General features: G+C 70.6%; 21 protein-coding genes and 2 pseudogenes. 12 read left to right on the forward strand and 11 right to left on the reverse strand.

Features of this window, described 5'->3' with window-relative positions:
- The first annotated feature begins 39 nt into the window (after positions 1–39).
- The 5 genes from K3N28_RS07160 (at position 40) to K3N28_RS07180 (ending at position 6180) form a co-directional block, all read left to right on the forward strand.
- Positions 40–654 carry a hypothetical protein gene (locus K3N28_RS07160; RefSeq protein ID WP_228091800.1) on the forward strand — a complete coding sequence of 205 codons (615 nt, stop codon included), beginning with the start codon at positions 40–42 and terminating at the stop codon, positions 652–654.
- Between the two features lie 20 nt (positions 655–674).
- Positions 675–2075, forward strand: a complete 1401-nt coding sequence (locus K3N28_RS07165; protein ID WP_374209707.1) for an FAD-dependent oxidoreductase — start codon at positions 675–677, stop codon at positions 2073–2075.
- Positions 2076–2148: 73 nt separating this feature from the next.
- Positions 2149–2838: an MtrAB system response regulator MtrA gene (gene mtrA, locus K3N28_RS07170; protein ID WP_030155693.1), complete on the forward strand. Its 690-nt coding sequence runs from the start codon at positions 2149–2151 to the stop codon at positions 2836–2838.
- A gap of 35 nt (positions 2839–2873) precedes the next feature.
- Positions 2874–4469 carry an MtrAB system histidine kinase MtrB gene (gene mtrB / locus K3N28_RS07175; RefSeq protein WP_228091801.1) on the forward strand — a complete coding sequence of 532 codons (1596 nt, stop codon included), beginning with the start codon at positions 2874–2876 and terminating at the stop codon, positions 4467–4469.
- On the forward strand, positions 4453–6180 hold the full coding sequence (locus K3N28_RS07180) for an LpqB family beta-propeller domain-containing protein (protein WP_228091802.1): 1728 nt from the start codon (positions 4453–4455) through the stop codon (positions 6178–6180). Before mtrB ends, K3N28_RS07180 begins: the two co-directional genes overlap by 17 nt.
- 202 nt (positions 6181–6382) lie before the next feature.
- Here K3N28_RS07180 and K3N28_RS07185 read toward each other — a convergent pair whose 3' ends face one another.
- Positions 6383–6610: a DUF3107 domain-containing protein gene (locus tag K3N28_RS07185; RefSeq protein ID WP_228091803.1), complete on the reverse strand. Its 228-nt coding sequence runs from the start codon at positions 6608–6610 to the stop codon at positions 6383–6385.
- A gap of 351 nt (positions 6611–6961) precedes the next feature.
- A pseudogene (locus K3N28_RS07190) lies at positions 6962–7573 on the reverse strand (TetR/AcrR family transcriptional regulator); the annotation flags it as partial.
- Positions 7574–7749: 176 nt separating this feature from the next.
- On the opposite strand from K3N28_RS07190, the gene K3N28_RS07195 reads away from it, so the two are divergent.
- The 5 genes from K3N28_RS07195 to K3N28_RS07215 all read left to right on the forward strand — a co-directional run bounded on the left by K3N28_RS07195 (position 7750) and on the right by K3N28_RS07215 (position 13995).
- Positions 7750–9741, forward strand: coding sequence for a hypothetical protein (locus K3N28_RS07195; RefSeq protein WP_228091805.1), 1992 nt, complete (start codon positions 7750–7752; stop codon positions 9739–9741).
- A gap of 5 nt (positions 9742–9746) precedes the next feature.
- Positions 9747–10736, forward strand: a complete 990-nt coding sequence (locus tag K3N28_RS07200) for an alpha/beta fold hydrolase (protein WP_228091806.1) — start codon at positions 9747–9749, stop codon at positions 10734–10736.
- 69 nt (positions 10737–10805) lie between these two features.
- Complete coding sequence (locus K3N28_RS07205; protein ID WP_228091807.1) at positions 10806–11660, forward strand: DUF3152 domain-containing protein; 855 nt, start codon at positions 10806–10808, stop codon at positions 11658–11660.
- Positions 11661–11766: 106 nt separating this feature from the next.
- Positions 11767–12945: an adenylyltransferase/sulfurtransferase MoeZ gene (moeZ, locus tag K3N28_RS07210; protein ID WP_228091808.1), complete on the forward strand. Its 1179-nt coding sequence runs from the start codon at positions 11767–11769 to the stop codon at positions 12943–12945.
- A gap of 156 nt (positions 12946–13101) precedes the next feature.
- Positions 13102–13995, forward strand: coding sequence for a serine hydrolase (locus K3N28_RS07215; RefSeq protein WP_228091809.1), 894 nt, complete (start codon positions 13102–13104; stop codon positions 13993–13995).
- Between the two features lie 117 nt (positions 13996–14112).
- Here K3N28_RS07215 and ahcY read toward each other — a convergent pair whose 3' ends face one another.
- Entirely contained in the window at positions 14113–15558 is a 1446-nt protein-coding gene (ahcY, locus tag K3N28_RS07220) for an adenosylhomocysteinase (protein ID WP_228091810.1), read from the reverse strand.
- Positions 15559–15873: 315 nt separating this feature from the next.
- Between ahcY and K3N28_RS07225 the strand changes: the two genes are divergently transcribed.
- Entirely contained in the window at positions 15874–16905 is a 1032-nt protein-coding gene (locus K3N28_RS07225) for a GNAT family N-acetyltransferase (RefSeq protein WP_228091811.1), read from the forward strand.
- A gap of 76 nt (positions 16906–16981) precedes the next feature.
- Here the strand turns inward: K3N28_RS07225 and manA are convergent, their stop codons facing one another.
- From manA to K3N28_RS07250, 5 genes are all read right to left on the reverse strand, one after another.
- Positions 16982–18130: a mannose-6-phosphate isomerase, class I gene (manA, locus tag K3N28_RS07230; RefSeq protein WP_228091812.1), complete on the reverse strand. Its 1149-nt coding sequence runs from the start codon at positions 18128–18130 to the stop codon at positions 16982–16984.
- 163 nt (positions 18131–18293) lie between these two features.
- On the reverse strand, positions 18294–19487 hold the full coding sequence (locus tag K3N28_RS07235) for an SIS domain-containing protein (RefSeq protein WP_228091813.1): 1194 nt from the start codon (positions 19485–19487) through the stop codon (positions 18294–18296).
- A gap of 135 nt (positions 19488–19622) precedes the next feature.
- Positions 19623–19796, reverse strand: a complete 174-nt coding sequence (locus K3N28_RS07240) for a Trm112 family protein (RefSeq protein WP_228091814.1) — start codon at positions 19794–19796, stop codon at positions 19623–19625.
- A 3-nt stretch (positions 19797–19799) separates the two neighbouring features.
- Complete coding sequence (locus K3N28_RS07245; RefSeq protein WP_228091815.1) at positions 19800–21179, reverse strand: phosphomannomutase/phosphoglucomutase; 1380 nt, start codon at positions 21177–21179, stop codon at positions 19800–19802.
- A gap of 97 nt (positions 21180–21276) precedes the next feature.
- Complete coding sequence (locus K3N28_RS07250) at positions 21277–21711, reverse strand: DUF3499 domain-containing protein (protein ID WP_228091816.1); 435 nt, start codon at positions 21709–21711, stop codon at positions 21277–21279.
- A gap of 121 nt (positions 21712–21832) precedes the next feature.
- Here K3N28_RS07250 and K3N28_RS07255 point away from each other — a divergent pair, with 121 nt between their 5' ends.
- On the forward strand, positions 21833–22264 hold the full coding sequence (locus K3N28_RS07255; RefSeq protein ID WP_228091817.1) for a metallopeptidase family protein: 432 nt from the start codon (positions 21833–21835) through the stop codon (positions 22262–22264).
- Positions 22265–22782: 518 nt separating this feature from the next.
- Here the strand turns inward: K3N28_RS07255 and K3N28_RS07260 are convergent.
- From K3N28_RS07260 to K3N28_RS07270, 3 genes and pseudogenes are all read right to left on the reverse strand, one after another.
- Positions 22783–23034, reverse strand: a pseudogene (locus K3N28_RS07260) (WhiB family transcriptional regulator); the annotation flags it as partial.
- A 338-nt stretch (positions 23035–23372) separates the two neighbouring features.
- On the reverse strand, positions 23373–23903 hold the full coding sequence (locus K3N28_RS07265; RefSeq protein WP_228091818.1) for a hypothetical protein: 531 nt from the start codon (positions 23901–23903) through the stop codon (positions 23373–23375).
- Positions 23903–24985, reverse strand: coding sequence for a mannose-1-phosphate guanylyltransferase (locus K3N28_RS07270; RefSeq protein WP_228091819.1), 1083 nt, complete (start codon positions 24983–24985; stop codon positions 23903–23905). Before K3N28_RS07270 ends, K3N28_RS07265 begins: the two co-directional genes overlap by 1 nt.
- Positions 24986–25157: the final 172 nt, after the last annotated feature.

The following is a 25157-nucleotide window of genomic DNA, read 5'->3' on the forward strand; positions in this document are numbered from 1 at the left end:
GCATAAATGAGCATCCTTGACGAAGCTTGCGAGTCATAAATGAGCGATGTCCAGCGCGGCCTCGTCCAGGCCCTCGCCGAGGGCGCCCGGCACCGCCTCCGGGCCGGCAGGCGCGGCGGGCTCTCGTGGGCCCGGCGCGTCGCCCCCGGGCCGGTCCTGCTGCGGCTCGCGGTCGCGCTGCCGCTGTTCCTCGCCGCCGAGCTCGCCGTCCCGTCCGAGTGGGCCGCGGCCGCGGGCTACATCGCCGCCGCGGCGCTCTTCGCGGCCGCGGCCGCACTGCTGCCGGGCGGGATCGCGCCCACCGCGGCGATCCTGTTCGTCATCGTCGCCTGGCTGCTCAACGGCGCTCTCAACGAAGGCGACCCCTCCCTGTGGACGGCCGCCGCCCTGGCGTGCCTGCTGTACACCGCCCACTCGGCCGCCACGGTGACGCAGCGGTTCCGAACGACTACCGCAATGGACGGTGAGATCATGCACACCTGGGGTCGCCACCTGGGGCTCGTGCTCGCGTCGACAGTGGCCCTCGCCGGTACCCTGGCCCTGTTCACCGCGTATTTCACCGGACTCGCCGCTGGACTCGTCGCCGCCGCCGGCATCGTGGCCGCGGTCACCGTGATCTACGTCCTCGCGCGTTCACTACACAAGAACCCCTGAGTAAGGCCAGAATTGAACGCGTGAAACGTATAGCCGTGATAGGTGCCGGTCACGTCGGTTTTTACGTTGCCGAACGCTTGAGCAAGCTGCTGAAGGGCGACATCAAGCGCGGTCAAGTTGAACTGATGGTCATCGACCCCAACCAGCACATGACCTACCAGCCGTTCCTGCCCGAGGCGGCTGCTGGCTCCATCTCCCCGCGACACGGTGTTGTGCCGCTCCGACAGGCCCTCAAGCACTGCACCATCCTCACCGGTGCGGTCACCGAGATCAAGCACGCCGAGCGCAAGCTCACCGTGCAGCCTTTCGCCGGTCCCACCCGCGAGGTCGAGTACGACGAGGTCATCGTCGCCCCCGGCTCCGTCTCCCGGCCCCTGCCCATCCCCGGTCTGGCCGACACGGCCATCGGCATCAAGTCGATGGGCGAGGCCATCTGGCTGCGCAACCACGTGCTCCAGCGCTTCGACATCGCCGCCACGACCGAGGACCCGGACGTGCGCCGCAAGGCCCTCACGTTCCTCACCGTCGGCGGCGGCTTCGCCGGCGCCGAGACCCTCGGCGAGCTCGAGGACCTCACGGCGAACATCGTGAAGAACTACCCGATGCTCGACGCCTCCGAGATCAAGTGGTACCTCGTCGAGTACGCGAACAAGATCCTGCCCGAGGTGGGTCCGGAGATGGGCGCGTACGCCGCCCGCCAGCTCACCCGGCGTGGCGTCGACATCCGCCTCGGCACCACCCTCAAGTCCTGCGAGGGCGGCCACGTCGTCCTCACCGACGGTGAGGAGTTCGACTCCGACACCATCATCTGGACCGCCGGGGTCATGCCGCACCCGCTCATCAAGCAGTCCGACCTGCCGGTCGGCCCCCGGGGCCACCTCGAGTGCAACACGCGCCTCCAGGTCGCCACGGGCGTCGAGGCCGGCACCGACACCGTCGGCGAAGTCGTGGAAGGCGCCTGGGGCGCCGGCGACTCCACCCAGGTGCCGGACACCTCGGACTTCCCGATGGACTGGTGCTCGCCCTCGGCGCAGCACGCCGTCCGCCAGGCCCGCATCCTCGCCGACAACGTGTACGCCAAGCACGTCGGCCGCGAACTCAAGCCGTACGAGCACAAGTACATCGGCTCGGTCGCCGGCCTCGGCCTGTACAAGGGCGTCGCCAACACCTACGGCTTCAAGGCCAAGGGCCTGCTCGCATGGCTCATGCACCGCGGCTACCACCTGTCGCGCGTGCCCGGCACCGGCCGCAAGGGCCGCATCCTCGCGGACTGGATCGTCGGCTTCTTCACGAAGCGCGAAATGGTCCAGCTCGGTGAAATTCAGGCAGGGCGCGAACCCTTCGAGGCCATCGCCGCTGGCACCGACCCCGCACGTGCCGCCAAGCCCGAGCCCGCGGAGGCCGTCAAGTCCGTCGGTTAGTCGTTACAGTTAGAGCACCACGGGAGTCCACCCGTGGTGCTCTAGCCTTTAGCGAGGTGGAAAACTGGTGTCCATGAGAGCACGTGTACTCGTCGTTGACGACGACCCGGCCCTGGCGGAGATGCTCGGCATCATCCTCCGGACCGAAGGCTTCACCCCCACCTTCGTCACCGACGGGGAGAAGGCGCTCGCCGCGTTCAAGGAGCACCGGCCCGACATCGTCCTGCTCGACCTCATGCTCCCGGGCATGAGCGGCATCGACGTCGCCAAGGCGATCCGCGGCGAATCGGGCGTGCCCATCGTCATGCTCACCGCCAAGTCGGACACCGTCGACATCGTCCTCGGCCTCGAATCGGGCGCCGACGACTACATCGTCAAGCCCTTCAAGCCCAAGGAGCTGGTCGCCCGCATCCGCGCGCGCCTGCGCCGCGGCGACGACGTCACGCCCGAGCGCCTGGAGATCGGCAAGCCCGGCCTCCAGGTCCAGATCGACGTGCCCGCCCACCAGGTCACCCTCAACGGCGCCGAAGTCAAGCTCACGCCGCTCGAATTCGACCTGCTCGTGGCCCTCGCCCGCAAGCCCCGCCAGGTCTTCACCCGGCAGGTGCTCCTGGAGCAGGTCTGGGGCTACCGGCACTCGGCCGACACGCGCCTGGTGAACGTCCACGTCCAGCGCCTGCGCGCGAAGATCGAGCCCGACCCCGAGCGCCCCCAGCTCATCCAGACCGTGCGCGGCGTCGGGTACAAAGCCGGATTGGGCTAGTGAAACCGGATCAGAGCCGGCCTCGCCCGAGGCCGGTGTGGCTGCGTCGCCTCGGCCAAGGCGCCGCCCGCGTCGCGGACCGCGTCTCGCGACCGCTGATCGAACGGTTCGCCGCCTCGCTGCAACTGCGGGTCGTCGCCTCCACCCTGATCGCGTCCACGATCCTCGTCCTCATCTTCAGCTTCGTGGTGGCCGGGTCGGTGACCTCGGGCCTGCTCGACGAACGCCAGGACACGGCCGTCGACGAGACCGGGAACGCCGCCGAGCGCGCCGCCGAGCAGCTGGGCACCTACTCCTCCTCCTCGGACACCGCGCTCGCCACCACCCTGCAGCAGATCGCGAACGAGCTGGCCGAGGACCCCGCGTACGCGCCGTACATCATGCTGCGCACCGCCGACGGCGACGTGACCAAGACGCACCCGATCGCCGGCGACGTCCGGTCGAGCGACGACCTCCAAGCGGCCGTCGCCGACCGGAAGGTCGCGAGCCAGTACGCGGACTTGGACGTCGAGGGCGACGGCGACTTCCTGCCGTACCTGGTCGTCGGCTCCTACATCGACGTCGGCATCGGGTACGAGATCTACGCGTTCTACCCGCTGGAGTCGCAGCAGGACGCCATCAGCCTCCTGCGCACCAACCTCGCTCTGGCCGGGGTCGCCCTCGTCCTGCTCCTCGGCGTCATCGCCGCGCTCGTGACACGGCTGGTCGTCACGCCCGTGCGGGAGGCCGCCCGCACCTCGCAGCGCCTCGCCGCAGGCCTCCTCCACGAACGCATGGAAGTGCGCGGCTCCGACGACCTCGCCCGCCTCGCCGGATCCTTCAACCTCATGGCCGAGAACCTCCAGAGCCAGATCCGCCGCCTCGAAGAGATGTCGATGATGCAGCGGCGCTTCACCTCCGACGTCTCCCACGAGCTGCGCACCCCGCTCGCGACCATCCGCATGGCCGCGGACCTGCTCTACGACAACCGCGACGACTTCGACCCGGTCACCAAGCGCTCCATCGAACTCCTCCAGCACGAGATCGACCGGTTCGAGGACCTGCTTCAGGAGCTGCTCGAGATCTCCCGCTTCGACTCCGGGTTCGCGTCGCTCGAAGTGGACGCCGTCGACGTCGGCCGCATCGCCGAGGACGTCGTGACCGGCCTGTCCCGCCTCGCGGGCGAATGCGGCGTCGAGGTCACCGTGGAGAAGCCGCCCCGCCGCGTCATCGCCGAGGTCGACCCCCGGCGCGTGCAGCGCATCCTGCGCAACCTCGTCTCCAACGCGATCGAGCACGCCGAAGGCCGACCCGTCGAGATCCGCGTCGCCGAGAGCGACACGGCCGTCGCCGTCGCCGTCCGCGACCACGGGGTCGGCCTCAAACCCGGCCACGCCGACCGCGTCTTCGACCGGTTCTGGCGCGCCGACCCCTCCCGCAACCGCAAGACCGGCGGGACCGGCCTCGGCCTCGCCATCAGCCTCGAAGACGCCAAGCTCCACTCCGGGACCCTCAAGGCCGCCGGCGAACCCGGCAAGGGCACGCTGTTCGTGCTCACCCTCCCGCTGCAGGCCGGCAACCGGGTCATCACCTCGCCGATCCCCCTGCGCTTCGAGGAACCGAAGGAGGCACCGCATGCGACGCAGGACTAGTCTCGCCGCCGCGACCGCGATCGGCACCGTCTGGGCCCTCTCGGCGTGCGGCATCCCCACGGGCAGGGCGCCCGACGTCATCGGCGACGCCCCCACGGACTTCGACCAGTCCTCCGGGGTGAGCCCCGAGTCCTTCGACCCGACCGAGGACGCCGCGGTCACGGTCGCCAACTTCTACAAGGCCGCCGCCGGCGACCCCGCCAGCCGCGACGACCGCCTGCAGCGCTTCACCGCCAGCGAGGACGAGCAGTTCTCCGGCCCCGGCGACGGCATCCGCCTCCTCGACGACCTCGCGTTCTCCATCGAGGACGCGGGGGCCCTCGAGTCGGCCACGGTCACCGTCACCGGTTCGGTCGTCGGCATATACCGCGAAGACGGAACGGTCCGCGTGCCCCCGACCTCGACCGACTACAGCGAGATCTTCACCCTCCAGCGTGACGGCGTCGGCGACACCTGGGAGATGACCACCCTTCCCACGCAGGTCGCGCTGGACTACGACTACTTCACCGCGTCCTACGAGCAGGCGCCGCTGTACTTCCAGGCGGGAGAGGCCGAACTCCTCGTCCCCGACCTGCGGTGGATCTACGGCGACCTCAACGCCGGCACCCGCCGGAAGCTCCTCCTCGACTGGCTCGTCCTCGGCCCCTCGGAATTCGCCAAGCAGGCCGCGGGCAACGCGATCCCGCCCAGCACCGTCGGCAAGATCGCAGAACAGGACGGCGTCCTCCAGGTCGACCTCTCGCTCGGCGCGGAGGTCGAGGACGACGTCGCGGACGCCATCGCCGCCGAAGTCGCCTGGAGCCTCGGCCTCGACGGCGAGTTCGTGCTCACCGCCGACGGCGAGGAGCGGGCCCGGGGCACCCGCATGGACTGGCGCGACTGGAACGCGATTCCCGCGGAACTGCCCGAGACCGCCTACTTCATCGCCGAAGAGACCGTGTGGCAGTACACGAGCGACGAAGGGGTCACCAGGACCGACGCGGACCACCCGTGGGTCGGGTTCACCATGCCCGGCCTCCGGCAGGTCGCGGTCGGATCAGGCGGCCGGATCGCCGCGATCACCGCGGGCTCCGGCGGCGAGGTCCTCCAGACGGGAGACGCGGTGACCGGCGTGCGTCCCGTCAGCGGCGTCGACGGGGCGCTCACCGACCCGCAGTGGCTCGGCGACGGCACCGTGATCGTCGTCGACGACGGCGTGCCGATCGCGGTGGTGCCGCGGACGGGCACGATCCAGCCCCTCGCCGCGGGGGACCAGGTGACCGCGCTGGCGCTCTCGGCCGACGGCCGGCGCCTGGCCTACGTCGAGGACGGCCTCGCATGGGTCGCCCCGCTGTTCCTGGACGCGGACGGGAACATCTCCGCCGGCCAGTCGGAGCCGGTCGGCACGGGCATCGAGGACGTGTCGGACGTGGCCTGGAGCTCGGAGAACTTCCTGTGGGTCGCGGGGAACCGCGAGGACTACAAGCTGTTCAACGTGGCGATCGACAACTCGCGGATCGAACCGCAGGCGGGGACCGTGGCGTTCCCGCCGATCACGGAGATCGCCGCCAACCCGGCCGAGCCCGTGGGGTCGAGCCTGCCCCGCGGCGAACCGGTGATCATCGTGGCGAACTCGACGCTGTACCGGGTCTTCACGACCCCGGACGAGGTGCTGAACGGCGACGTCCCCGTCTCGGGATCGGCCCCGTTCACCGTGCTGCAGGCGCGGTAGGGCCCGCAGCGGCAGACGCAAGGCCCGGAGCGGGCTGCTCCGGGCCTCTGCTGTACTCCTGATCAGGCGTCGCCGTGCGGCCCGCCCGGGCCTTCGCAGGCTCAGGCGTGGACGGCGCCCTTGCGCTTCACCGTTCGACGCTTCCGCGGCTCAGGCGTCGACGGCGCCGCGCTTCTCGTTCACCGCTCGGGCCTTCGCAGGCTCAGGCGTCGACGGTGAAGCCGACCGATCGGACGTTCGTCGCGGCGATCTCGACGTAGGCGATCTTCTCGACCGGGACGATCACCTGGCGACCCTTCTCATCCTCGAGCCGAAGGACCCCGCCGTTCTCGACGGCCTGGTCGATCGTCTCGGACAGGTCCTTCGGCGACAGCTTGCTCTCCAACACCAGTTCGCGTGGGGCGTACTGGACACCGATCTTGACCTCCACGGGCCCTCCTCAATCGAAATACTCTGACGTCTAGACGGATGCAAGACTACTCGCGGGGGCCGCCGGGGTCCGGCACCGCGCAGTGCGCCGATAGCGAACGGGGCGCGGCGGCACCGTGGTCTGTTTCACGTTCGCGAAGCGGCGCCGGTCGCGAGCGGTCGACTCGGCAGGGCTCCCGCCTCCTCAGCGTTCCTCGGCTTCGCCTCGCGGGCTGTGCTCGTGCTCCCCTGGCTCGGCTTCGCCTCGCGGGCTGAGCTCATGCTCCCCTGGCTCGGCTTCGCCTCGCGGGCTGTGCTCATGCTCCCCTGGCTCGGCTTCGCCTCGCGGGCTGAGCTCATGCTCCCCTGGCTCGGCTTCGCCTCGCGGGAAGTGCGAAATCCCGCGCCACGCGAGGGCGCTCATGAGCTGCACGGCCTCGTCCTTCGGGATGGCGCGGCCCGAGGCGATCCACTTCCTCGCGGCGACCTCGGCGTTCCCGAGGAGGCCGGTCGCCAGGAGTTCGGCGCGGGCCTTGTCGACGTGGGTGTCGGCCATGATCGTGTCGGCCATCGCCGCCACGCAGTCGGCCTCCATCTTCAGCACCCGCTCCGACACCTCGGGGTCGTTGCGCTGGTCGGACTCGAAGACGAGCCGGAACGCCTCGCCCTGGGCGTCCACGAAGTCGAAGTAGGCGCGCATGGCCCGGTTGACCCGCTCCTTGTTGTCCTCAGTAGAGTCGAGGGCGTGCCGCACCTGTTCGACCAGCTCGGCCGCTCGACCGTCGAGCAGCGCCAGGTAGAGCTCCAGCTTCGACGTGAAGTGCTGGTACAGCACGGGTTTCGAGACCCCGGCGTTCTCGGCGATGTCGTCCATCGAGGTGCTGTGGTAGCCCTTGGACACGAAGACGTCCTGCGCGGCCTGCAGCAACTGTGCCCGGCGTTCGCTTCTGGGCAGTCGGACCCGGCCCTCACCAGCGCTGTTCACCTCGGCACCTCTCTTCGGCACATGTCGGTCATCCGTCAGTGGCCCGCTCTTGCGACCTGAACGAAGTTTACGGAAACCTGAATACAGTCTCCCAGCGTACGGGGGCGACAAACGCGGGTTCGAGTCACTGGCCGCGCCACGGTACCTTGAGGGCGGGAATATGAAGGAGTTGTCTAGTGGTGTATGACCAGAACCGACCGGATGAGCCGCAGCGTCCGAGCGGGGAGGACCGGCCCGCTCGCAGGCGCATCGGCAGGTCGTGGGGCCCGCCCGCCGACGAGGCTCCCGAGGCCGCCGAGGAGTCCCGGCAGGGGACGGGCCAGGCGCCCGAGCAGTACCGCTTCGATCCGGATCGGGGACGCCGCCACCGCTACAGCGAGGACCCCACCGGGCAGGTCCCGAACGTGCCGGTCGAGATCGCCGAGACCGGCCCGATGGTCCCGGCCACCCGCCGCCCCTCGCCCGGCGACCAGTTCGAGCCGATCCCGCCCGCACCGCAGCAATCTCAAGGCCCCCAAGGATTCCCGTCCGAGCAAGCGCAGCAGCAGTCGCAGTTCGCGCCGCCAGGGGCGAACCATGAACACAGCGCGCCTCCCGGCGTGAACCAGGAGTACAGCGCGCCTCCTGGAACGAATCAGGAGTACAGCGCACCTCCCGGAACGAACCAGGAGCACGGCGCGATGCCGGGCGCGAACCAGCAGTACAGCCCCCCGCAGCAGCACCCCGGATACAGCGCCCCGCCGATGCCCGGCGACTACGCCGCCCCGCAGCAGCAACCGAACCAGGGGCCGCCGCAGCCGAACCAGGAGTTCGCGCCCCCCGGCGGGAACCAGGACTACGGCGTCCCGCAGCAGGACCAGAACGCCCCCGCGCAGCAGTTCTACAGCGCTCCGCAGCAGGCCATGCCGAGCGCGCCGCCCGCCAACCAGCAGTTCGCCCCGCCGGGGGCGAACCGTGAGCGCGGCGCCGCGCCAGGGGCGAATCAGGAGTACAGCGCACCGCCCGGAGCGAACCGTGAGCACGGCGCGCCGCCGGGCGGCAACCGGGAACCGGTCGCCGACCAGCAGTACAGTGCGCCGCCGGCCGCTCAGCGCGAGTTCAGCGCCCCGCCCGCCGTTCGCCCCGAACGCCACGCGCCGCCCGCCGACCAGCACCACAGTGCGCCGCCCCCGCCCGCCGCGCCTCAGGAGACCCCGGCACCGCCCGCGGCGCCGGACGTGAACCAGGAGCACTCGCAGGGCCGCGGTCCGGCCCAGCCGCCGCACACCGGCCCCATCGAGGTCCCGCCGCGGCCCGCCGCGACGCCGCCCCCGAACGGGCCCGGCCCGCAGGCCCAGGTCTCCGTCGCCGAGCAGCAGACCGAGCAGTTCCCGGTCCAGCCACCGCCGCCGGTCACGGAGGTCTCGCCCCCGGCGGTCCCGAGTCCGCCCGTGACCGAGCAGGCCCCGCTGCGCTCGTCGCCGCGGAACCGGCCGCCGATCGCCGAGCCCACGCCTCCCGCGACCGTAGAGAAAGACGTGAACGACCCCGAATCCGCGCGCCTCGTCGAGGCCGTCCGCCAGGTCCCCGGCGTCCGCGACGCCTTCCACGTGACCGCCCCCGACGGCGCCTCCAGTCTGCGCCTCGAACTCGAGGACGGGGTCGACCCCGACGAGGTCCACGCCGTCGTCTCGGCCGTGGTCGCCGAGCAGCGCGCCGTCGAGCCCGGCCCGCAGTCCTCCGACGAGCCCGGCGAGGAGCTCCACGGCCAGGTGGAGTCGCCCTCCACCGACGTCGAGGTCGCGAACATCGGGCCGGTCGAACTGCGCCGCGTCGAGATCGAGTCCGCCGGCCTCGAAGCCGAGGTCAGCGTCACCCTCGCGCTCGGCGACACCGAGTCCACCGGCAAGGTGGCCGTCCCGCCGATCGACTGGCACATCCACCACGCCGCCGCGGCCGCGACCGTGGAGGCCCTGCGTCCGCGGCTCGGCGAGAGCGACGTCCGCGTCGAGGTCGAGCACGCGTCGATCGTCCCCACTGGACCGGTGAAGACCGCCGTCGTCGTCATCCTGTGGCTCGACGGCCGCTCCGTGCGCCGCCTCTCGGGGGCCTCCGTGGTCACGGCCGAGCGTTCCCGTGCGGTGGTTTCGGCTACATTGGGCGCGCTGGCGGGCGAAGTGTCACACTAGGACACATGAAACGGGCACGTCTCGCGGAGGCGGGCGGGGTTCGGAATCCGACCCGCCCGCACCCGCCGTGGCCCGGCATCGAACACCAGCTCAGCCGCCGTCGGCTGTTCATCCGGCACACCCCGCCGACCGCGCCGAACGCCGAGCCCGCCGTGTTCGTCCACGGGCTCGGGGGCTCCGCGCAGAACTGGACGGACCTCGCCGACGCGCTCTCCGACCGCCTCGCGGTCGACGCGGTCGACCTGCCGGGCTTCGGCCAATCGGCCCCCGCGCCGCGCGTCACCATCCCGCTACTGGCGCAGGACGTCGCCGCCTGGATCGTCGAGTCCGGCCGCGGCCCGGTCCATCTCGCGGGCCACTCCCTCGGCGGGGCCGTCTCGGTCTATCTCGCCGCCACCCGCCCGGGCCTCGTGCGCACCCTCACGCTCGTGTCGCCCGCGATGCCGTTCGCGAACCCGCGCCGCTCGCACCAGTCGCGGTTCGTGCCGATGCTCGCGGTCCCGAACATGGCCCGCATCGCCGACCGGCTCATGCGCGGCCGCACCCCCGAGCAGGTCGTGAACGACATCTACCTCGGCACCTGGGCCGACCCGACGCGCGTCCACCCGCAGCGCCGCCGCGAGGCGATCTCCGAGGCCCGCCGCCGACTGGCGGTCCCGTGGAACTCCAGCGCCTACATCCAGACCTACCGGGGGCTCATGGCCTCCTTCTTCCAGTCGTTCGTGCCCGGCACGCACTCGCTGTGGCGGCTCGCCAAGAAGATCGCATGCCCCACGCTCGTCATCTGGGGCAAGCAGGACAAGGTGATCGACGTCCGCCTCGCCCCGCCCACGGCGCTGGCCATCCCCGACTCGCGGCTGCTCATCCTCAACCGCACCGGCCACGTGGCGATGATGGAGCACCCGCACACCGTGGCGCGCGCGATGGTCGCCCTGCTCGACGACGCCAGCGAGGTCGAACCGGACACGGCGGACGACGCTCTGTCCGTGATGTGAACACGAACGGGGCCACACCGACCTCCGGGGTTGAGCCCCTCAGGCCTTCGTCTGTCCTAGACTCGCCGTGTGACTGAGGGACGGGTGGGACGGCTGCAACGCAACCGCAGGCTCCGCAAACGGCGGCGCCTCGTGTTCTTCGCCATCCTGATCCTCATGGCGGGCACGGGGCTGTACTTCGCCCTCGGCGCCGCCGACGCCGAGAAGCCCCAGGCCTTCGACCAGGACGAGCGGATCCCGCCCACGACCGTCGCCGATCCGTCCCCTTCGGACATCGCTTCCGCGGAGGCTCCGGCCGAGACGCAGGCGACGCCGCCGCTGTACTTCTCCGGCACCGGCACCTGGACCTACGCCGAGCCGGTGAGCGCCGCGGTCGTCGGCTCCGCCGGGACGCTCCTGACGTACAACGTCGCGGTCGAGGACGGGCTCGCGCTCGACGCGGCCGAGTTCGGCGCGTTCGTCCACGCGACCCTCGCGGACCCGCGCTCCTGGACCGCCGGGGGCGGCTGGCGCTTCGAGCAGGTCGGGGAGGGCGGCAACGCCGACTTCACGGTCTACCTCGCCAGCCCCGAGCAGCGCGCGCTGCTCTGCGGCTCGCAGAACACGACGGTCTCGTGCCGCAACGGCGACAACGTCGTCATCAACTCGGCCCGCTGGATCACCGGCGTCGAGCACTGGGACGGCACGCTCGACGCCTACCGGCAGTACGCCGTGAACCACGAAGTGGGCCACCGGCTCGGCCACGGCCACGAGGTCTGCCCTCAAGACGGCGCGCTCTCGCCGGTGATGGCCCAGCAGACCTATCAGCTCGCCGGCTGCGTCGGCAACGCCTGGCCCTACCCGGACGGCACGACCTACGTCTCCGGCCCGGTCGGGGACTACGGCGGCCCGGACCTCCCTCCGGACGACTTCGTCGACCGCTGACCGCAGGAGTCCCGGAACGTGGGACGAACCGTCCCACGCGGGTGAAGAACCGCACACCGCGCTTCCCGGTGGAATATCCAGCCAGTGGACATGCATTATTGACCATATGAGTTTGCCGCCGCTGGTCGAACCAGCCTCAGAGCTGTCGGTCGACGAGGTGCGCCGCTATTCGCGCCACCTCATCATCCCCGACGTCGCCATGGACGGTCAGAAACGACTCAAGAACGCCAAGGTGCTCTGTGTGGGCGCGGGCGGCCTCGGGTCCCCCGCGTTGATGTACCTGGCAGCCGCCGGGGTCGGCACGATCGGCATCGCCGAGTTCGACACCGTCGACGAGTCGAACCTCCAGCGCCAGATCATCCACGGCCAGTCCGACGTCGGCCGCCCCAAGGCCGAGTCCGCCGCCGACTCGATCCGCGAGATCAACCCGTACGTCGACGTCGTCATCCACAACACGGTGCTCGACAACGACAACGTGTTCGAGATCTTCGAGCAGTACGACCTCATCGTCGACGGCACCGACAACTTCGCCACGCGCTACATGGTGAACGACGCCGCCGTGCTGCTCGGGAAGCCGTACGTTTGGGGCTCGATCTACCGCTTCGACGGCCAGGCCTCGGTCTTCTGGGCCGACCAGGGCCCGTGCTACCGCTGCCTCTACCCCGAGCCCCCGCCGCCCGGCATGGTGCCGAGCTGCGCCGAGGGCGGCGTCCTCGGGGTGCTGTGCGCCTCGATCGGCTCCATCCAGGTCACCGAGGCCATCAAGCTCCTCACCGGCGTCGGCGACCCGCTCGTCGGCTCGCTCATGGTCTACGACGCGCTGGAGATGACCTACCGCAAGATCAAGGTCCGCAAGGACCCGAACTGCGCGGTCTGCGGCCCGAACGCCACCGTCAAGGAGCTCATCGACTACGAGGACTTCTGCGGTTCGGTCACCGACGAGGCCGCCGAGGCCGTCATCGGCTCCACGATCACCGCCCGCGAACTGGAGACGTGGATCAAGGAAGGCCGCGACATCGACCTCATCGACGTGCGCGAGCCCGCCGAGTACGAGATCGTGCGCATCCCCGGTTCGCGGCTGATCCCCAAGGGCGAGATCGTCTCCGGCGCCGCGCTGGCCGATCTGCCGACCGAGCGCCAGGCCGTGTTCTACTGCAAGGCGGGCGTCCGCTCCGCCGAGGCGCTGGCCGCGGCGAAGGCCGCCGGTCTGAAGAACGCGGTCCACGTGCAGGGCGGCGTGCTCGGCTGGATCAACCAGGTCGACCCGAGCCTGCCGACGTACTAGAGCAATGCGAGCGAGGGGCGTGCGGCCGACGGCCGCACGCCCCTCGGCGTGCTTTGCGTTGCTTCGTGGCCCTATGAGATTTCCGACTCCGATCGATCGGACTTTCCGTTCCTGGGGCGTTGACTCGCACTCGACCGGTTCCGTAGCCTCGCAGGAATGATCCGCAAAAGCGAACCGTCCTCTCGCCGCTTGACTCCCAGCCGCCGCAATCTGCTGCGGTTCGGCGTGCCCGCCGTCGTGCTCGCGGGCGCGGGCGCGGCCACCACGGTCGCCGCGAACGCCGAGGAGCTGGGCCTGCCCTTCTTCGGGCCCTCCCGCGAGGAACTCGAAGCCGACCTCACGACCCGGATCGACGCGTACCTCGCGGACACCGGCACGAAGGTCGAGGCGTCCGTGGCCGTCGAGCGCGGGGAGCGCCGCCTGGACTACAACCCCGGCCGGACCCACATCACCGCCTCCATCGTCAAAGTGGAGATTCTGGCGATGGTCCAGGAGTACTGGGGGGCGGTCGACGCGATCCCCGAGGACCACCGGGAACTGCTGCACCTCATGATCACCGAGTCGAAGAACCGCGCGGCGACGACGCTCTACAACTACCTCGGCGGCGTGGACGCGCTCGTGGCCGCGCACGCCCGGTACGGCCTCCAGGACACGACGCCCGACGCGGAGGGCCGCTGGGGCGTGGGCTGGTCGAGCGCTTCGGACCAGCTGATCCTGACCGACCTCGCCCTCTTCAGCGACCGCGGCGTCCTCGACGCCGAGCAGGTGGACCTGAGCCGGGAGCTCATGGGCGGCGTGATCGAGGAGCAGGCGTGGGGCGTCTCGGCCGCGGCCGCGGAAGGCGAGACGGTCTGGCTCAAGAACGGCTGGGACGTCGAGTCGCAGCTGGACGGGCTGTGGGTGGTGAACTCGATCGGTGTCCTGGGCGGCGAGGGCGGCGAGCCGGTGAAGATGGCCGTCCTCACGAGCGGTGCGGTCGACGACGTGGAGGGCATCCCGATCGTCGAGGCGATCGCCGAGATCGCCCGCGACGTCGTCGAGACGGAGTAGCCGCGAAAGCGGCCCGGACCTCTCGGTCCGGACCGCTTTCCCTCGTCTCGCAACGGCGGCGCCGCGGCAGTGGGCCGTCGGCTCCGTTCAATGCCTACTGCGCCGCGGTCGCTTCGCTCAGTACCGGTAGTGGTCGGGCTTGAACGGGCCTTCCACTTCCACGCCGATGTAGTCGGCCTGCTTCTTGTTCAGCTTCGTCAGCTTGACGCCGAGCGCGTCCAGGTGCAGGCGCGCGACCTCTTCGTCGAGCTTCTTCGGCAGCGTGTAGACCCCGATCGGGTACTGGTCCAGCCTGGTGTGCAGCTCGATCTGGGCGAGCACCTGGTTCGTGAAGCTGTTGCTCATCACGAAGCTCGGGTGCCCGGTCGCGTTGCCCAGGTTGAGGAGGCGGCCCTCGCTGAGCACGATGATCGAGTGTCCGTCGGCGAACTGCCACTCGTGGACCTGCGGCTTGACCTCGAGCTTCTTGACGCCCGGCTCGGCGGCGAGGCCGGCCATGTCGATCTCGTTGTCGAAGTGGCCGATGTTGCCGACGATCGCCTGGTGCTTCATCCGGCGCATGTGGTCGATCGTGATGATGTCGCGGTTGCCGGTGGTGGTGATGAAGATGTCGGCGTACTCGACGGCGTCTTCGAGGGTCAGCACCTCGTAGCCGTCCATCGCCGCCTGGAGCGCGCAGATCGGGTCGATCTCGGTGACGATCACCCGGGCGCCCTGGCCGCGCAGGGACTCGGCCGAGCCCTTGCCGACGTCGCCGTACCCGCAGACCACGGCGACCTTGCCGCCGATGAGCACGTCGGTGGCGCGGTTGATGCCGTCGATGAGGGAGTGGCGCACGCCGTACTTGTTGTCGAACTTCGACTTGGTCACCGAGTCGTTCACGTTGATCGCCGGGAACGGCAGGCGCCCATCGCGCTGCATCTCGTAGAGGCGGTGCACGCCGGTGGTGGTCTCCTCGGTGACGCCCTTGATCGCTTCGGCCTTGCGGGAGAAGCGCGTCGGGTCGTCCCCCAGTGAGCGGGCGAGCAGCGCGAGCACCACGGCCTCCTCCTCGCTGTCGGCGGCGTCGACGCCCGGGACGGCGCCCGCGGCCTCGTACTTGGCGCCGTTGACCACGAGCATCGTGGCGTCGCCGCCGTCGTCGAGGATCAGGTTCGGCTCCTCGTCGCCCCAGTCGAGGGCGCGCTCGGTGCACCACCAGTACTCCTCCAGGGTCTCGCCCTTCCAGGCGAACACCGGAACCCCTTGCGGGTCTTCGGGAGTCCCCTGCCCGACCGCGATCGCGGCGGCGGCGTGGTCCTGGGTGGAGAAGATGTTGCACGAAGCCCAGCGGACGCGGGCGCCGAGGGCCGTGAGCGTCTCGATGAGGACGGCGGTCTGAATCGTCATGTGTAGAGACCCGGTGATGCGGGCACCCTCAAGAGGACGGGCCGCGCCGTAGCGCTCGCGCAAGGCCATCAGGCCGGGCATCTCGTGTTCGGCCAGGCGGATCTCGTGGCGGCCGTAGTCGGCCAGCTTCAGGTCGGCGACCTTGTAATCGTCGGCTCGCAGCGTGTTCGTCATGGTTGAAATGCTACGCGCCGCGCCGGTCGCCCTCGAAGTACGACGTCGGTGGCGGGGGACACGGAAAAATATCCACGGGGATCCGTGATTCGACTTGACACCGTCGGGGCTGTGGGTAATATTGCAGATACACAGCGTCACGGAGGTGCGGGGATCCACAGGGTCCCGAACCATCGCCGATGACGCGGGGGAATACCAAACCGGGGGGAGTGCCGGGCGGTCTGGGGTGGCCGCCCGGCACATTTTTGCGCGCTGCACACCCTCGCCCGAAAACGGTTTGCGTCCGGTCTCGAAGTGCGGGACGGTACGGGGGACATGAGTGACATCGACATCATCCCGATCGATCCCCTCGACGCCGAAGTCGTCGGGGCGTGGATCGCCATGCAGAACGCCGTCATCGCGCACGACCGGCCCGGCGACGCGCCCTACAGCCCGTCGCATCAGCGGCTCCGCCTCCTGCTCCATGCATCGGCGGTCGACGTCGAGCGCTACGCCGCCCGCCTCGACGGCGTCCTGGTCGGCAGCGTCGAACTGGTCTTCTACCTCACGGACAACCAGCACCTCGTGAGCGTCGAACTCGAGGTGCACCCGGACTGCCGCCGCCGCGGCGTCGGCACCCGCCTCGTCGAGTTCGTCGAGCAGCGCGCCGCCGAACGCGGCCGCGACACCCTCCTGGCCGGCGTCGCCGAATCCGTCGAGGGCGGGCCGGCCTTCGACCACGCCGGCCGCGAGTTCGCCAAGGCCCGCGGGTACGCGTCCGTGGACAACGAGATCCACCGCCGCAACGACCTCTTCGCCGTCGAGGACGACGACCTCGCGAAGCTGTACGCCGACGCGTGGGCCAAGGCCGCCGGGTACGAGCTGATCCAGTGGGTCAACCACGCCCCGGACGACATCGTCGAGGGCATCGCCGCGATGCGCGCCCGCATGTACACCGACCCGCCGATGGGCGAGGAACTGGACATCCGACCGGCCGTCTACGACGTCGCCCGGGTCCGCGACGAGGAGCGCGTGCGCGCCGACCGGGGCGAGCTCCAGCTCGCCGCCGCCGTCCGCCACGTCGAGTCCGGCGAGGTCGCCGGCCTCACCGACATCCTGGTCCCGCCCGGCAGCGAAACGCACGCGGGTCAGAACGACACCATTGTGGACCCCTCCCACCGCGGCAGGCGCCTCGGGACGATCCTCAAGATCGCCAACCAGCGGCTCCTGCGCGAGTACCGGCCGAAGCTCCGGTACGTGCACACCTGGAACGCCGAGTCGAACGCCCACATGATCGCCATCAACGAAGCCGTCGGCTACCGCCGCCTGTGCCGCGACATCGACGTGCAGAAGAAGCTCACGAAGTAACGAGATTCCCGCGTTGCAGATGGGAACCGGCCCGACCGCGCACATCAGCGGTCGGGCCGGTCTTCGTTCGGAGCGATCAGGCGCTGGCGATGAACAGCTCGCCCTCGCCCGAGACCACCAGCGGCCCGGCGCTGCCAGCCGAGAACGCCGCGCGGCCGGGGGACAGGGCCACCTCGCCGCGGTCGTCGGCGACGGTGACGCTCCCGCCGGTGCTCAGGCAGATCTTCGGCCCGTCGACGGCGAGGGTCTGCGTGTCGCCGCGGAGCTCGACGCGCCGCAGCGCGAAGTCGTCGATCGGGACCGGCCACGAGCGCACGGGCCCGTCGTCCTCGATGCGCGCCCGCGGCTCGTCCATCGCGCGGAAGTCCAGGACCCGCAGCAGCTCCGGCACGTCCACGCGCTTGTTCGTGAGGCCCCCGCGCAGCACGTTGTCGCTGGCGGCCATGACCTCCACGCCGAAGCCCTTGAGGTAGGCGTGGAGGTTGCCCGCCGGCATGTAGACGCCCTCGCCGGGCTGGAGGGTGATGTGGTTGAGCAGCAGGCTCACCAGGACGCCCGGGTCGTCGGGGTAGGACCGGGCCAGGTTCACCAGGTCGGCGGCGTCCTGCGTGTCCACGTCCGAGGCCGCCTTCGCGGCGGCGTCGATGATGCCGCGGCACTCCTCGCGCCCCAGGCCCAGCAGGTCCGGGACGGCCCGGCGCAGTCCGGCCTTCGGGTCGCGCAGCGTGCGCACCAGCGGCTCTAGCTCGGTGACGCCGAGCGCCTCGATGTCGGCGGCGGCCGCGAGCGGCTCGCGGAAGCCGCACATCGCGCGGAACTCGGTGAGCGCCACCAGCAGTTCGGGCTTGTGGTTGTCGTCCACGTAGTTGCGGTAGGCCGCGTCGATGCCGATGCGCAGCTCGCGCTGGTGGCCCGAGTGGGCCTGCCGCGAGTTGGGGTGCGCCTGGAGCGACAGCGGCTTGTCGGCGGCGAGCAGCTTCAGCAGGAACGGCAGCCGCGGGCCGAAGCGGTCGAGCGCCCGCCGGCCGAGCATGTCCGCCGGGGCCGAGGCGATCGCGTCGTCCAGGGGACGGCCGTCGTGGAGGGTCGAAGGGGCGTTGTGGTGCGCGCCGAACCACTCCTCCGCCTCGGGAAGGTCGGCGGGGACCTCGCGGCCCTGCAACCTGGCCAGATCGACCTGCGATCCCCACGCGTAGTTGCGGATGACGCCGTAGAGCCCGTGCACCGCCCCTCCTCACTGTTCGGGTTGAAGGCCTCAACTCTATCGGTTCGGCCCGCGCGCCCCGTTACCCCGGCCCGTCCCCCGCAAGCGTGCGCCCGACAGCGGGACGGCCGCGGACGGCGTCGCCGTCCGCGGCCGCGAACCACTTGCGGGCCTTCAATTGTCGTCAGTCGGAGCCGAGGGCCGCGTCCTTCATCTCGGAGACGGCCGGGACGCGCATCGGGTCGAGGCCGTGCGCGAGCGCCAGGTACACCGACGCGAAGTCGGGGACGGCGATGAGCGAGGCGAGCCGCTCCAGCGAGCAGCCGCCTTCGGCCGGGAGCACGTCGCAGCGGACGCCGCGCCGGGAGGCGAGGTCGGCCACGGCGTCGGCGCGGCGCGTGTCGGGCTTGGGCCCGGTGTCGTCGCCGTCGAGGCCGTCGTCGCGCATGAGGACGATCCGCAGCCGCGTCAGCTCGTCGTCCTCGGGGTCGGCGAAGATGTCCGTCTGCCCCTCGGCGAGCGAGCCGAACACGCCGTCGAGGAGGCCGACGCGGCCGCGCCCGACCTCGCCGAGTTCGCCGGAGACCACCGGGTAGCGGGAGTTCGCGGCGAGCATGTCGCCGAAGCGGCGGGCGGCCACGCCCGCGAGCGGGCTCGAACCCCAGATGACGGGGATCGAACCGGCCAGGTTCATCGCCAGTTCCTTCGCCGGGTTCACGTACGCGTCGGCGTCCGGGCGGCAGCGCTCGGCGTCCTCGTCGAGCCGGCGCGCGGTCTCGGCGATGTCGGCCTCGACGAGGTTCACCAGGCCGAGTTCCCTCGCGGCCAGCAGGACCGGGACCGCGAGCGCCCACAGGCTGAGCCGGGCGGGGGCGCGGCGCGGGACCGCCACGAACGAGGCGCGCGCCCGTTCGGCGACCGCCTGGAGTTCGGAGTCGGGCGCGCCGATGGCGACCAGGCGCGCGCCGCGGCGGGCGGCGGCCTCGGCGGCGGCGAGCGCCTCCGGGCTGCGACCCGAGGCCGAGACGGCGATGACCACGTCCGCCGCGCCCACCCAGCCGGGGACGCCGGCGGAGCGGTGCCCGAGGATCGGGACGGGGCAGCGGGGCCCGGCCACGGTGGCGAGGATGTCGCCCGTGCGGGCGGCGGTGCCGACGCCCGCGACGACGACCGCTCTGGGGCGGCCCTCCTCGGCGAGCGCGCCGAGCCCGGCGTCGGCGGCGAGCGCCGCCGATTCGCGCAGCTGCGGTCCGGCAGAGGCGAGCGCCCACAGGGCGCCGCCGGGGCGGATCGACTCGCTCAGATCGCCTTCGATGCGGCGCTCGTCGGCGAGCCGGTCGCCCGTGATCCCGGCGAGGCCGTCTTCCTCAAGACCCATGCTGTGTGTCCCTCCTTGGCCTGGCGCCGGCCGGTTGCACTCCGGGGCCGCACTTCGGTGCGCCCCTTCTGATCGCCTGAAAGCGGGGGCTCGTCGACGTCTCGGCTGGCGAGTGTCGCCGAGGGTGTCGCCGTCCTACTCGGGTCCGTCGAGGAGCATCACGGGGATGCCGTCCTCGACGCGGAAGACCTTCGCGCACTCCGAGCAGGTGAGCGCGTTGTCCTCGCGGTCGTACGCGAGCGGGGCGTGGTGGGGTTCGGGGCAGCGCAGCAGTTCCAGGAGGACTGGCTTGGGCGCGGTGGCGGGCATGGGCTAGTTCCTTACGGTGCGGAGGATGTCGTCGCGCAGTCGCTCCATCGAGGCCTTGTCGGGGCCCTCGACGTTGAGGCGCAGCAGCGGTTCGGTGTTGGACGGGCGCAGGTTCGCCCAGGAGCCGTCTTCGAGCGAGACGGTGAGGCCGTCGAGGCGGTCGATCGTGACGTCCTCGTCGGCTTCGAAGCGGGCGGCGACCTCCTCGATCTTCGCGCGGGGGTCGTCGACCTCCGAGTTGATCTCGCCGGAGGGCGCGTAGCGGACGAACTCGTCGGCCAGGTCCGAGGCGCTGCGGTCGCTCTCGCCGACGGCGGCGAGGACGTGCATGGCCGCGAGCATCCCGGTGTCGGCGAACCAGAAGTCCCGGAAGTAGTAGTGCCCGGAGTGCTCGCCGCCGAAGACCGCGTCCTCCTCGGCCATGACGGCCTTGATGTAGGAGTGGCCGACGCGGGTGCGCAGCGGGCGGCCGCCGTGCTCGGCGACGATCTCGGGCACGGCCTTGGAGCAGATCAGGTTGTGGCAGATCGCGCTGCCGGGGTGCTTGGCGAGTTCGCGGGTCGCGATGAGCGCGGTGATCGCGGACGGCGTGATGGGCTCGCCCTGGGCGTCGACGACGAAGCAGCGGTCGGCGTCGCCGTCGAAGGCCAGGCCGAGGTCCGCGCCGACTTCCTTGACCCGGGCCTGGAGGTCGACGATGTTCGCCGGTTCGAGCGGGTTGGCCTCGTGGTTGGGGAAGGTCCCGTCGAGTTCGAAGTAGAGCGGGTCGATCTCCAGGGGGAGGCCGGGGAGGAGCTGGTCCCCGAGGACGGCGGGGACGGTGTGGCCGCCCATGCCGTTGCCGGCGTCCACGACGATCTTGAGCGGGCGGATCTTGGAGAGGTCGACCAGTTCGCGCATGTAGTCGGCGTACGCCGCGAGGAAGTCCTCCCGGGAGACCGTTCCCGGCTCGTCCGCGGCGGGGGCCGGCTCGCCGTCGAGGATGGCCTGGGCGCGGTCGCGGATGTCGGCGAGGCCGGTGTCGAGGCCGATGGGGCGCGCCGCCGGGAGGCACATCTTCAGGCCGTTGTACTCGGCCGGGTTGTGGCTGGCGGTGAACATCGCGCCGGCGACGTTCCGCTGCCCGGCGATGAAGTAGAGCATGTCGGTCGAGCAGAGCCCGGCCTCGATGACGTTCGCGCCCGCGCGGGTCGCGCCGCGCGCGAAGGCCTCGGCGAAGCCGGGGCCCGAGTCGCGCATGTCATGGCCGACCGCCCAGGTCCGCTCGCCGGTCACGGCGACGGCCGCGGCCCCTATGGCCTCCATGACCTCCGCGGTGAGTTGCGAACCGACGAGTCCGCGCACGTCGTAGGCCTTCACGAAATCGCTGAGCTTCGGAGCCACTCAGATGCCGCCTTTCCGCAGTGTCGGAACCGGTCGGGGCGCCGTCTCGTCCGCGGTTCGCAAGCTTCGCCGCGGGCGTGCCGTCCCCGAGACGAGACTAGCGCTGTAGGTCCTCGTCGCCGGACACCACCCGGAGGTGACGCCTCGCACCGATCTGCGGGGCGGCGGGGCGGTGGCCTTGGCGCTGAGACGGATCGGGGCCGTCGTACCGGGCGCCGCCGATCGCGGGGGCTTCGGGCGGTTCGACCTCGTGCCGTTCGCCGACGGCGGCTTCGCGGACGGCGTTGGCCAGCGCGACCAGGTCGTCGTCGGTGGGCATGGGCACCGCGTAGTCCCCTTGGTGGCGGACCAGCTCCCAGCCGTGGGGCACGGTGAGGCGCCGGGCGTGCGCATCACACAGGTCATAGCTGTGGGGCTCCCGCGTCGTCGAGAGCGGGCCGACCACAGCCGTCGAATCCGAATAGATGTACGTCAAAGTGGCCACCGCAGGCTGGCGGCAGCCGTTCCGGGAGCAACGCCGATCCGACCTCACCCCACGAAACTACCACCCGCGGTGGTGAAGTCAGCGGCGCTGAACAGTGCTGGGAGGGGGATTCGCGCCATTGGGGATCGCGCGGACCGAAATCGTCGGACGCGGAGGCTAAGGTGGCCCCATGCGCAGAGATCGACACGGACGGGGGATGCGGGGTCCGTTGGCGCCGGGCGCGCTGCCGCTGCGGCGCACGCCTGTCGAGCAGTTCGACGCGTTGGTGATGGACTCGGTGGTGGCGATCGAGCGGCGTCTCTCCGAGTCGCTGGGCTCGAAGTTCACCGATCTGCGGCACATCGAGTTCGCGGTGGACGAGGTGCCGCCGGAGACGCAGGCGTACGACGCGGACATCGTGGAGGAGCGCGGGGTGCCGCTCTCGAAGCTGTACCCGGCGCAGCCGGGCACGGTCGCGTCCTCGCCGCGGATCGTGCTGTACCGCAGGCCGATCGAGCTGCGCGCCGAGAGCAGGGCCGAGGCGGAGGCGCTGGTGCGTTCCGTTCTGGCCGAGCAGTTGGCCTCGTTGCTGAATCTGCCGCCGGAGGAGCTGGAGTTCTGAGGCTGGTTCGCCTCTTGTTCGAAGCGGACCGTGTCGTACCGACCGGTTGGTTTTCAACCGAGGGGCCCGGCGGGACGAACCGGGAATATCCCGTTTCGCTTTCGCTTTCGTGGTCGTGGTCGTGGTCGTGGTCGTGGTCGTGGTCGTGGTCGTGGTCGCCGGTCGCCGGTCGCCGGTCGCCGGTCGCCGGTCGCCGGGCACGGCGAAGGGGCGGGACTTCGCTGGCCCGCCCCCTGCTCGATTCGCTCGTAGGGATGTGTTCGTTATGCGGCGACCGGGATGCGCTCCTGCACCGCCGGTTCCTCCACCAGTTCGCCGACCGGCACGCCCCTGCGGGCGCCGATCAGATCGTCCATCAGTCCCACTTGGTTCCCCAGTCCGGCTCCGACCAGGACCGGTTCGGCGTGGCGCTGTTCCGCCGCGAAGACGGTCTCCGCGGGCAGCGCGGGGTTGATCATCGGGCTCGGCATGCACACCACCACCGGCATGCGCTCAGTGCGACGCCGTGCGGCCTCGCGCGCCTGGCGCTTGATCTTGCGGCGCTCCCGTTCCGAGAGCCCGCCCCAGATGCCGAACCGCTCATCGTGGTCGAGTGCGTACTGCAGACAGTTCTCTTTGACCTCGCACCGCGCGCAGATGCGTTTCGCATCCCGCGTGGAACCCCCTTTTTCGGGGAAGAACGCCTCCGGATCGGTCTGCGCGCACAATGCGCGAGCCTGCCACTCCGGAACGTTACCCAACAGGTCGGCCAAGTAGTCACGGCCGTCCATATGCGTCCGCCTCCTCGTTCGCGCACCGGAAACCCGGTGCTCCCCCCTTGCAATCACTTGCGCGGCATCGGCATGCGGACTCGGGACTCCGGGTCGGACGCGTCCCCTCCCCTGAAAACGCGTACGGCCCAGCTGCGGACGCGCCGGTCGCCCGCTGTGTCGCTCGGTCCTGCATTGCTGTGCTTCTCTAAGAAGCCCGGTGCCCGCGGGCGGCCTGAAGATGGGGCCGCACCGCCATACTCATCTCTATGGACGATGAGTGTTCATCGCTATTCGATAACGGTTCGATATCAGACGATAGCGCACAGTGATCTGGATGATGGAAGGACCCCTCAGACTCACGCTTGTGGGGGACTTGTCTTGACAGGTTCCGAATTAGAGGATCGCTCGCGCTTTCCGCTCCATCGAGTGAAGACGAGGCCGATGACGGCCAGCGTCAACCACACCGTGTCGAGCACGAGTCGCTCTGCGGCGGCGCGGGTGTCGATGAAGACCTGTCCTTCCTCAACCAGTTGCCTGGGCTCGTCGAATCCGTACCGTGCTGCCGATATCGCCAGCAGTACACCGATAACGAGATAGGCGACGTAGACGAGACGGGTCAGGCGGGCTATCACCCGTCCGGGTCGCGTGTCGGGCGCGAGGAGGGCGGCGAGGGCGGGGAGCGCGACCGGCAGGACCGAGAAGAGCGTGCTGCGGGCCTCGTCGGAGAAGCCGAGGCCGGCGGCGCGGCGCAGGGAGTCGTCGCGCGGGTCGATCCCGAAACCGAACAGCCATTGGGACACCGCGACCGCGATGACCGCTGCGGCGCAGGCGAGGAGGAGGGCGGCGATCACGGAGCGCCGTCGTGGAGCGAGCTGCATGGCGGCCATTACACCAGATCGGTTCGATTCGCCTGCTTGAGTTCCTCGACCAGGGCCTTGACCTCTTGGGCACGGTCCCTGGGGCACACCAGGAGGGCGTCCGGGGTGTCGACGATGATGAGGTCGTCCACGCCGAGGGCGGCGACGAGCCGGCCGGCCGCCGGGACGACGACGTTGCGCTTGGCCTCGGTCAGGATCGCCTCGCCCGAGCCGCGCACGACGACGTTGCCGACCTTGTCGGCGGCCTTGAGGACCTGGCCGAGGGTGTCGTAGTCGCCCACGTCGTGCCAGTCGAAGTCGCCGGGGACGACGCCGACCTTGCCGGCGGCGGCGGCGGGTTCCATGACGGCGTAGTCGATCGAGATCTTCTCGAGGGTCGGCCACAGCTGGGAGAACAGGGCCTCGCGGCCGGGCGAGTCCCACGCGGCGGCGAGGGTGCGCACGGCGTCGTGGAGGGCGGGGCGGTGGCGGGCGAGCTCGGCGAGGAACACGTCGACGCGCCAGACGAACATGCCGGCGTTCCACAGGTAGTTGCCGGCCGAGACGTACTCGACCGCCGAGACCTGGTCGGGCTTCTCCACGAACGCGTCGAGCTGGTAGCCCGGGCCGATCGGGGCGCCGAGGCGCAGGTAGCCGAAGCCGATGTCGGGGCCGGTCGGGTTGATGCCGATGGTCATGAGCAGGCCGGTGGCGGCCAGTTCCATCGCGCGCTCGACGGTCTTGGCGAAGGCCCCGCCGTCCTGCACGAGGTGGTCGGCCGCGAAGGAGCCCATGACGGCGGTCGGGTCGCGCTCGGCGATGACGGCGGCGGCCAGGCTGATCGCGGCCGCCGAGTCCCGCGGGGAGGGCTCGACCAGGATGTTGTCCCCGGGCACGTCGGGGAGCTGGCGGGCCACGTCGACGGCGTGGGCCGCGCCGGTGACCACATAGACGCGGTCGGGGTCGGACAGGAGCCGGACCCGGTCCACGGTCGATTGCAGCAGCGAGGACTCGGTGCCGGTGAGGGGCAGCAGGAATTTGGGTCGTTGCGCACGAGACAGGGGCCAGAGTCGGGTTCCGGAACCGCCTGCAGGGACCACCGCGTGAAGCATGCCAACAGTCTTTCATGCCGTTCCCACGTGCCCGTTCACCGCCTTCGACGGGGCCGCCGGGGTGACGCGGCCGTAGCGCGGGCGTGAAGAATGCGGCAACTTCGGCGATTCCTGCCCCCTTTCGCGCGGCCGGTGCTCGCCCATGCGGGTGGATACCGTTTGCTCGACGGAG

It is taken from the genome of Glycomyces sp. TRM65418, assembly GCF_019710475.1.
Classification (GTDB): domain Bacteria; phylum Actinomycetota; class Actinomycetes; order Mycobacteriales; family Micromonosporaceae; genus Glycomyces.

Coding starts and splice junctions, on each gene's coding strand:
- K3N28_RS07160 (WP_228091800.1), top strand. CDS start 40: ATGAGCGATGTCCAGCGCGGCCTCGTCCAGGCCCTCGCCGAGGGCGCC.
- mtrA (WP_030155693.1), top strand. CDS start 2,149: ATGAGAGCACGTGTACTCGTCGTTGACGACGACCCGGCCCTGGCGGAG.
- K3N28_RS07180 (WP_228091802.1), top strand. CDS start 4,453: ATGCGACGCAGGACTAGTCTCGCCGCCGCGACCGCGATCGGCACCGTC.
- K3N28_RS07200 (WP_228091806.1), top strand. CDS start 9,747: ATGAAACGGGCACGTCTCGCGGAGGCGGGCGGGGTTCGGAATCCGACC.
- moeZ (WP_228091808.1), top strand. CDS start 11,767: ATGAGTTTGCCGCCGCTGGTCGAACCAGCCTCAGAGCTGTCGGTCGAC.
- K3N28_RS07215 (WP_228091809.1), top strand. CDS start 13,102: ATGATCCGCAAAAGCGAACCGTCCTCTCGCCGCTTGACTCCCAGCCGC.
- ahcY (WP_228091810.1), bottom strand. CDS start 15,558: ATGACGAACACGCTGCGAGCCGACGATTACAAGGTCGCCGACCTGAAG.
- K3N28_RS07225 (WP_228091811.1), top strand. CDS start 15,874: ATGAGTGACATCGACATCATCCCGATCGATCCCCTCGACGCCGAAGTC.
- K3N28_RS07235 (WP_228091813.1), bottom strand. CDS start 19,487: ATGGGTCTTGAGGAAGACGGCCTCGCCGGGATCACGGGCGACCGGCTC.
- K3N28_RS07240 (WP_228091814.1), bottom strand. CDS start 19,796: ATGCCCGCCACCGCGCCCAAGCCAGTCCTCCTGGAACTGCTGCGCTGC.
- K3N28_RS07255 (WP_228091817.1), top strand. CDS start 21,833: ATGCGCAGAGATCGACACGGACGGGGGATGCGGGGTCCGTTGGCGCCG.
- K3N28_RS07265 (WP_228091818.1), bottom strand. CDS start 23,903: ATGGCCGCCATGCAGCTCGCTCCACGACGGCGCTCCGTGATCGCCGCC.
- K3N28_RS07270 (WP_228091819.1), bottom strand. CDS start 24,985: ATGCTTCACGCGGTGGTCCCTGCAGGCGGTTCCGGAACCCGACTCTGG.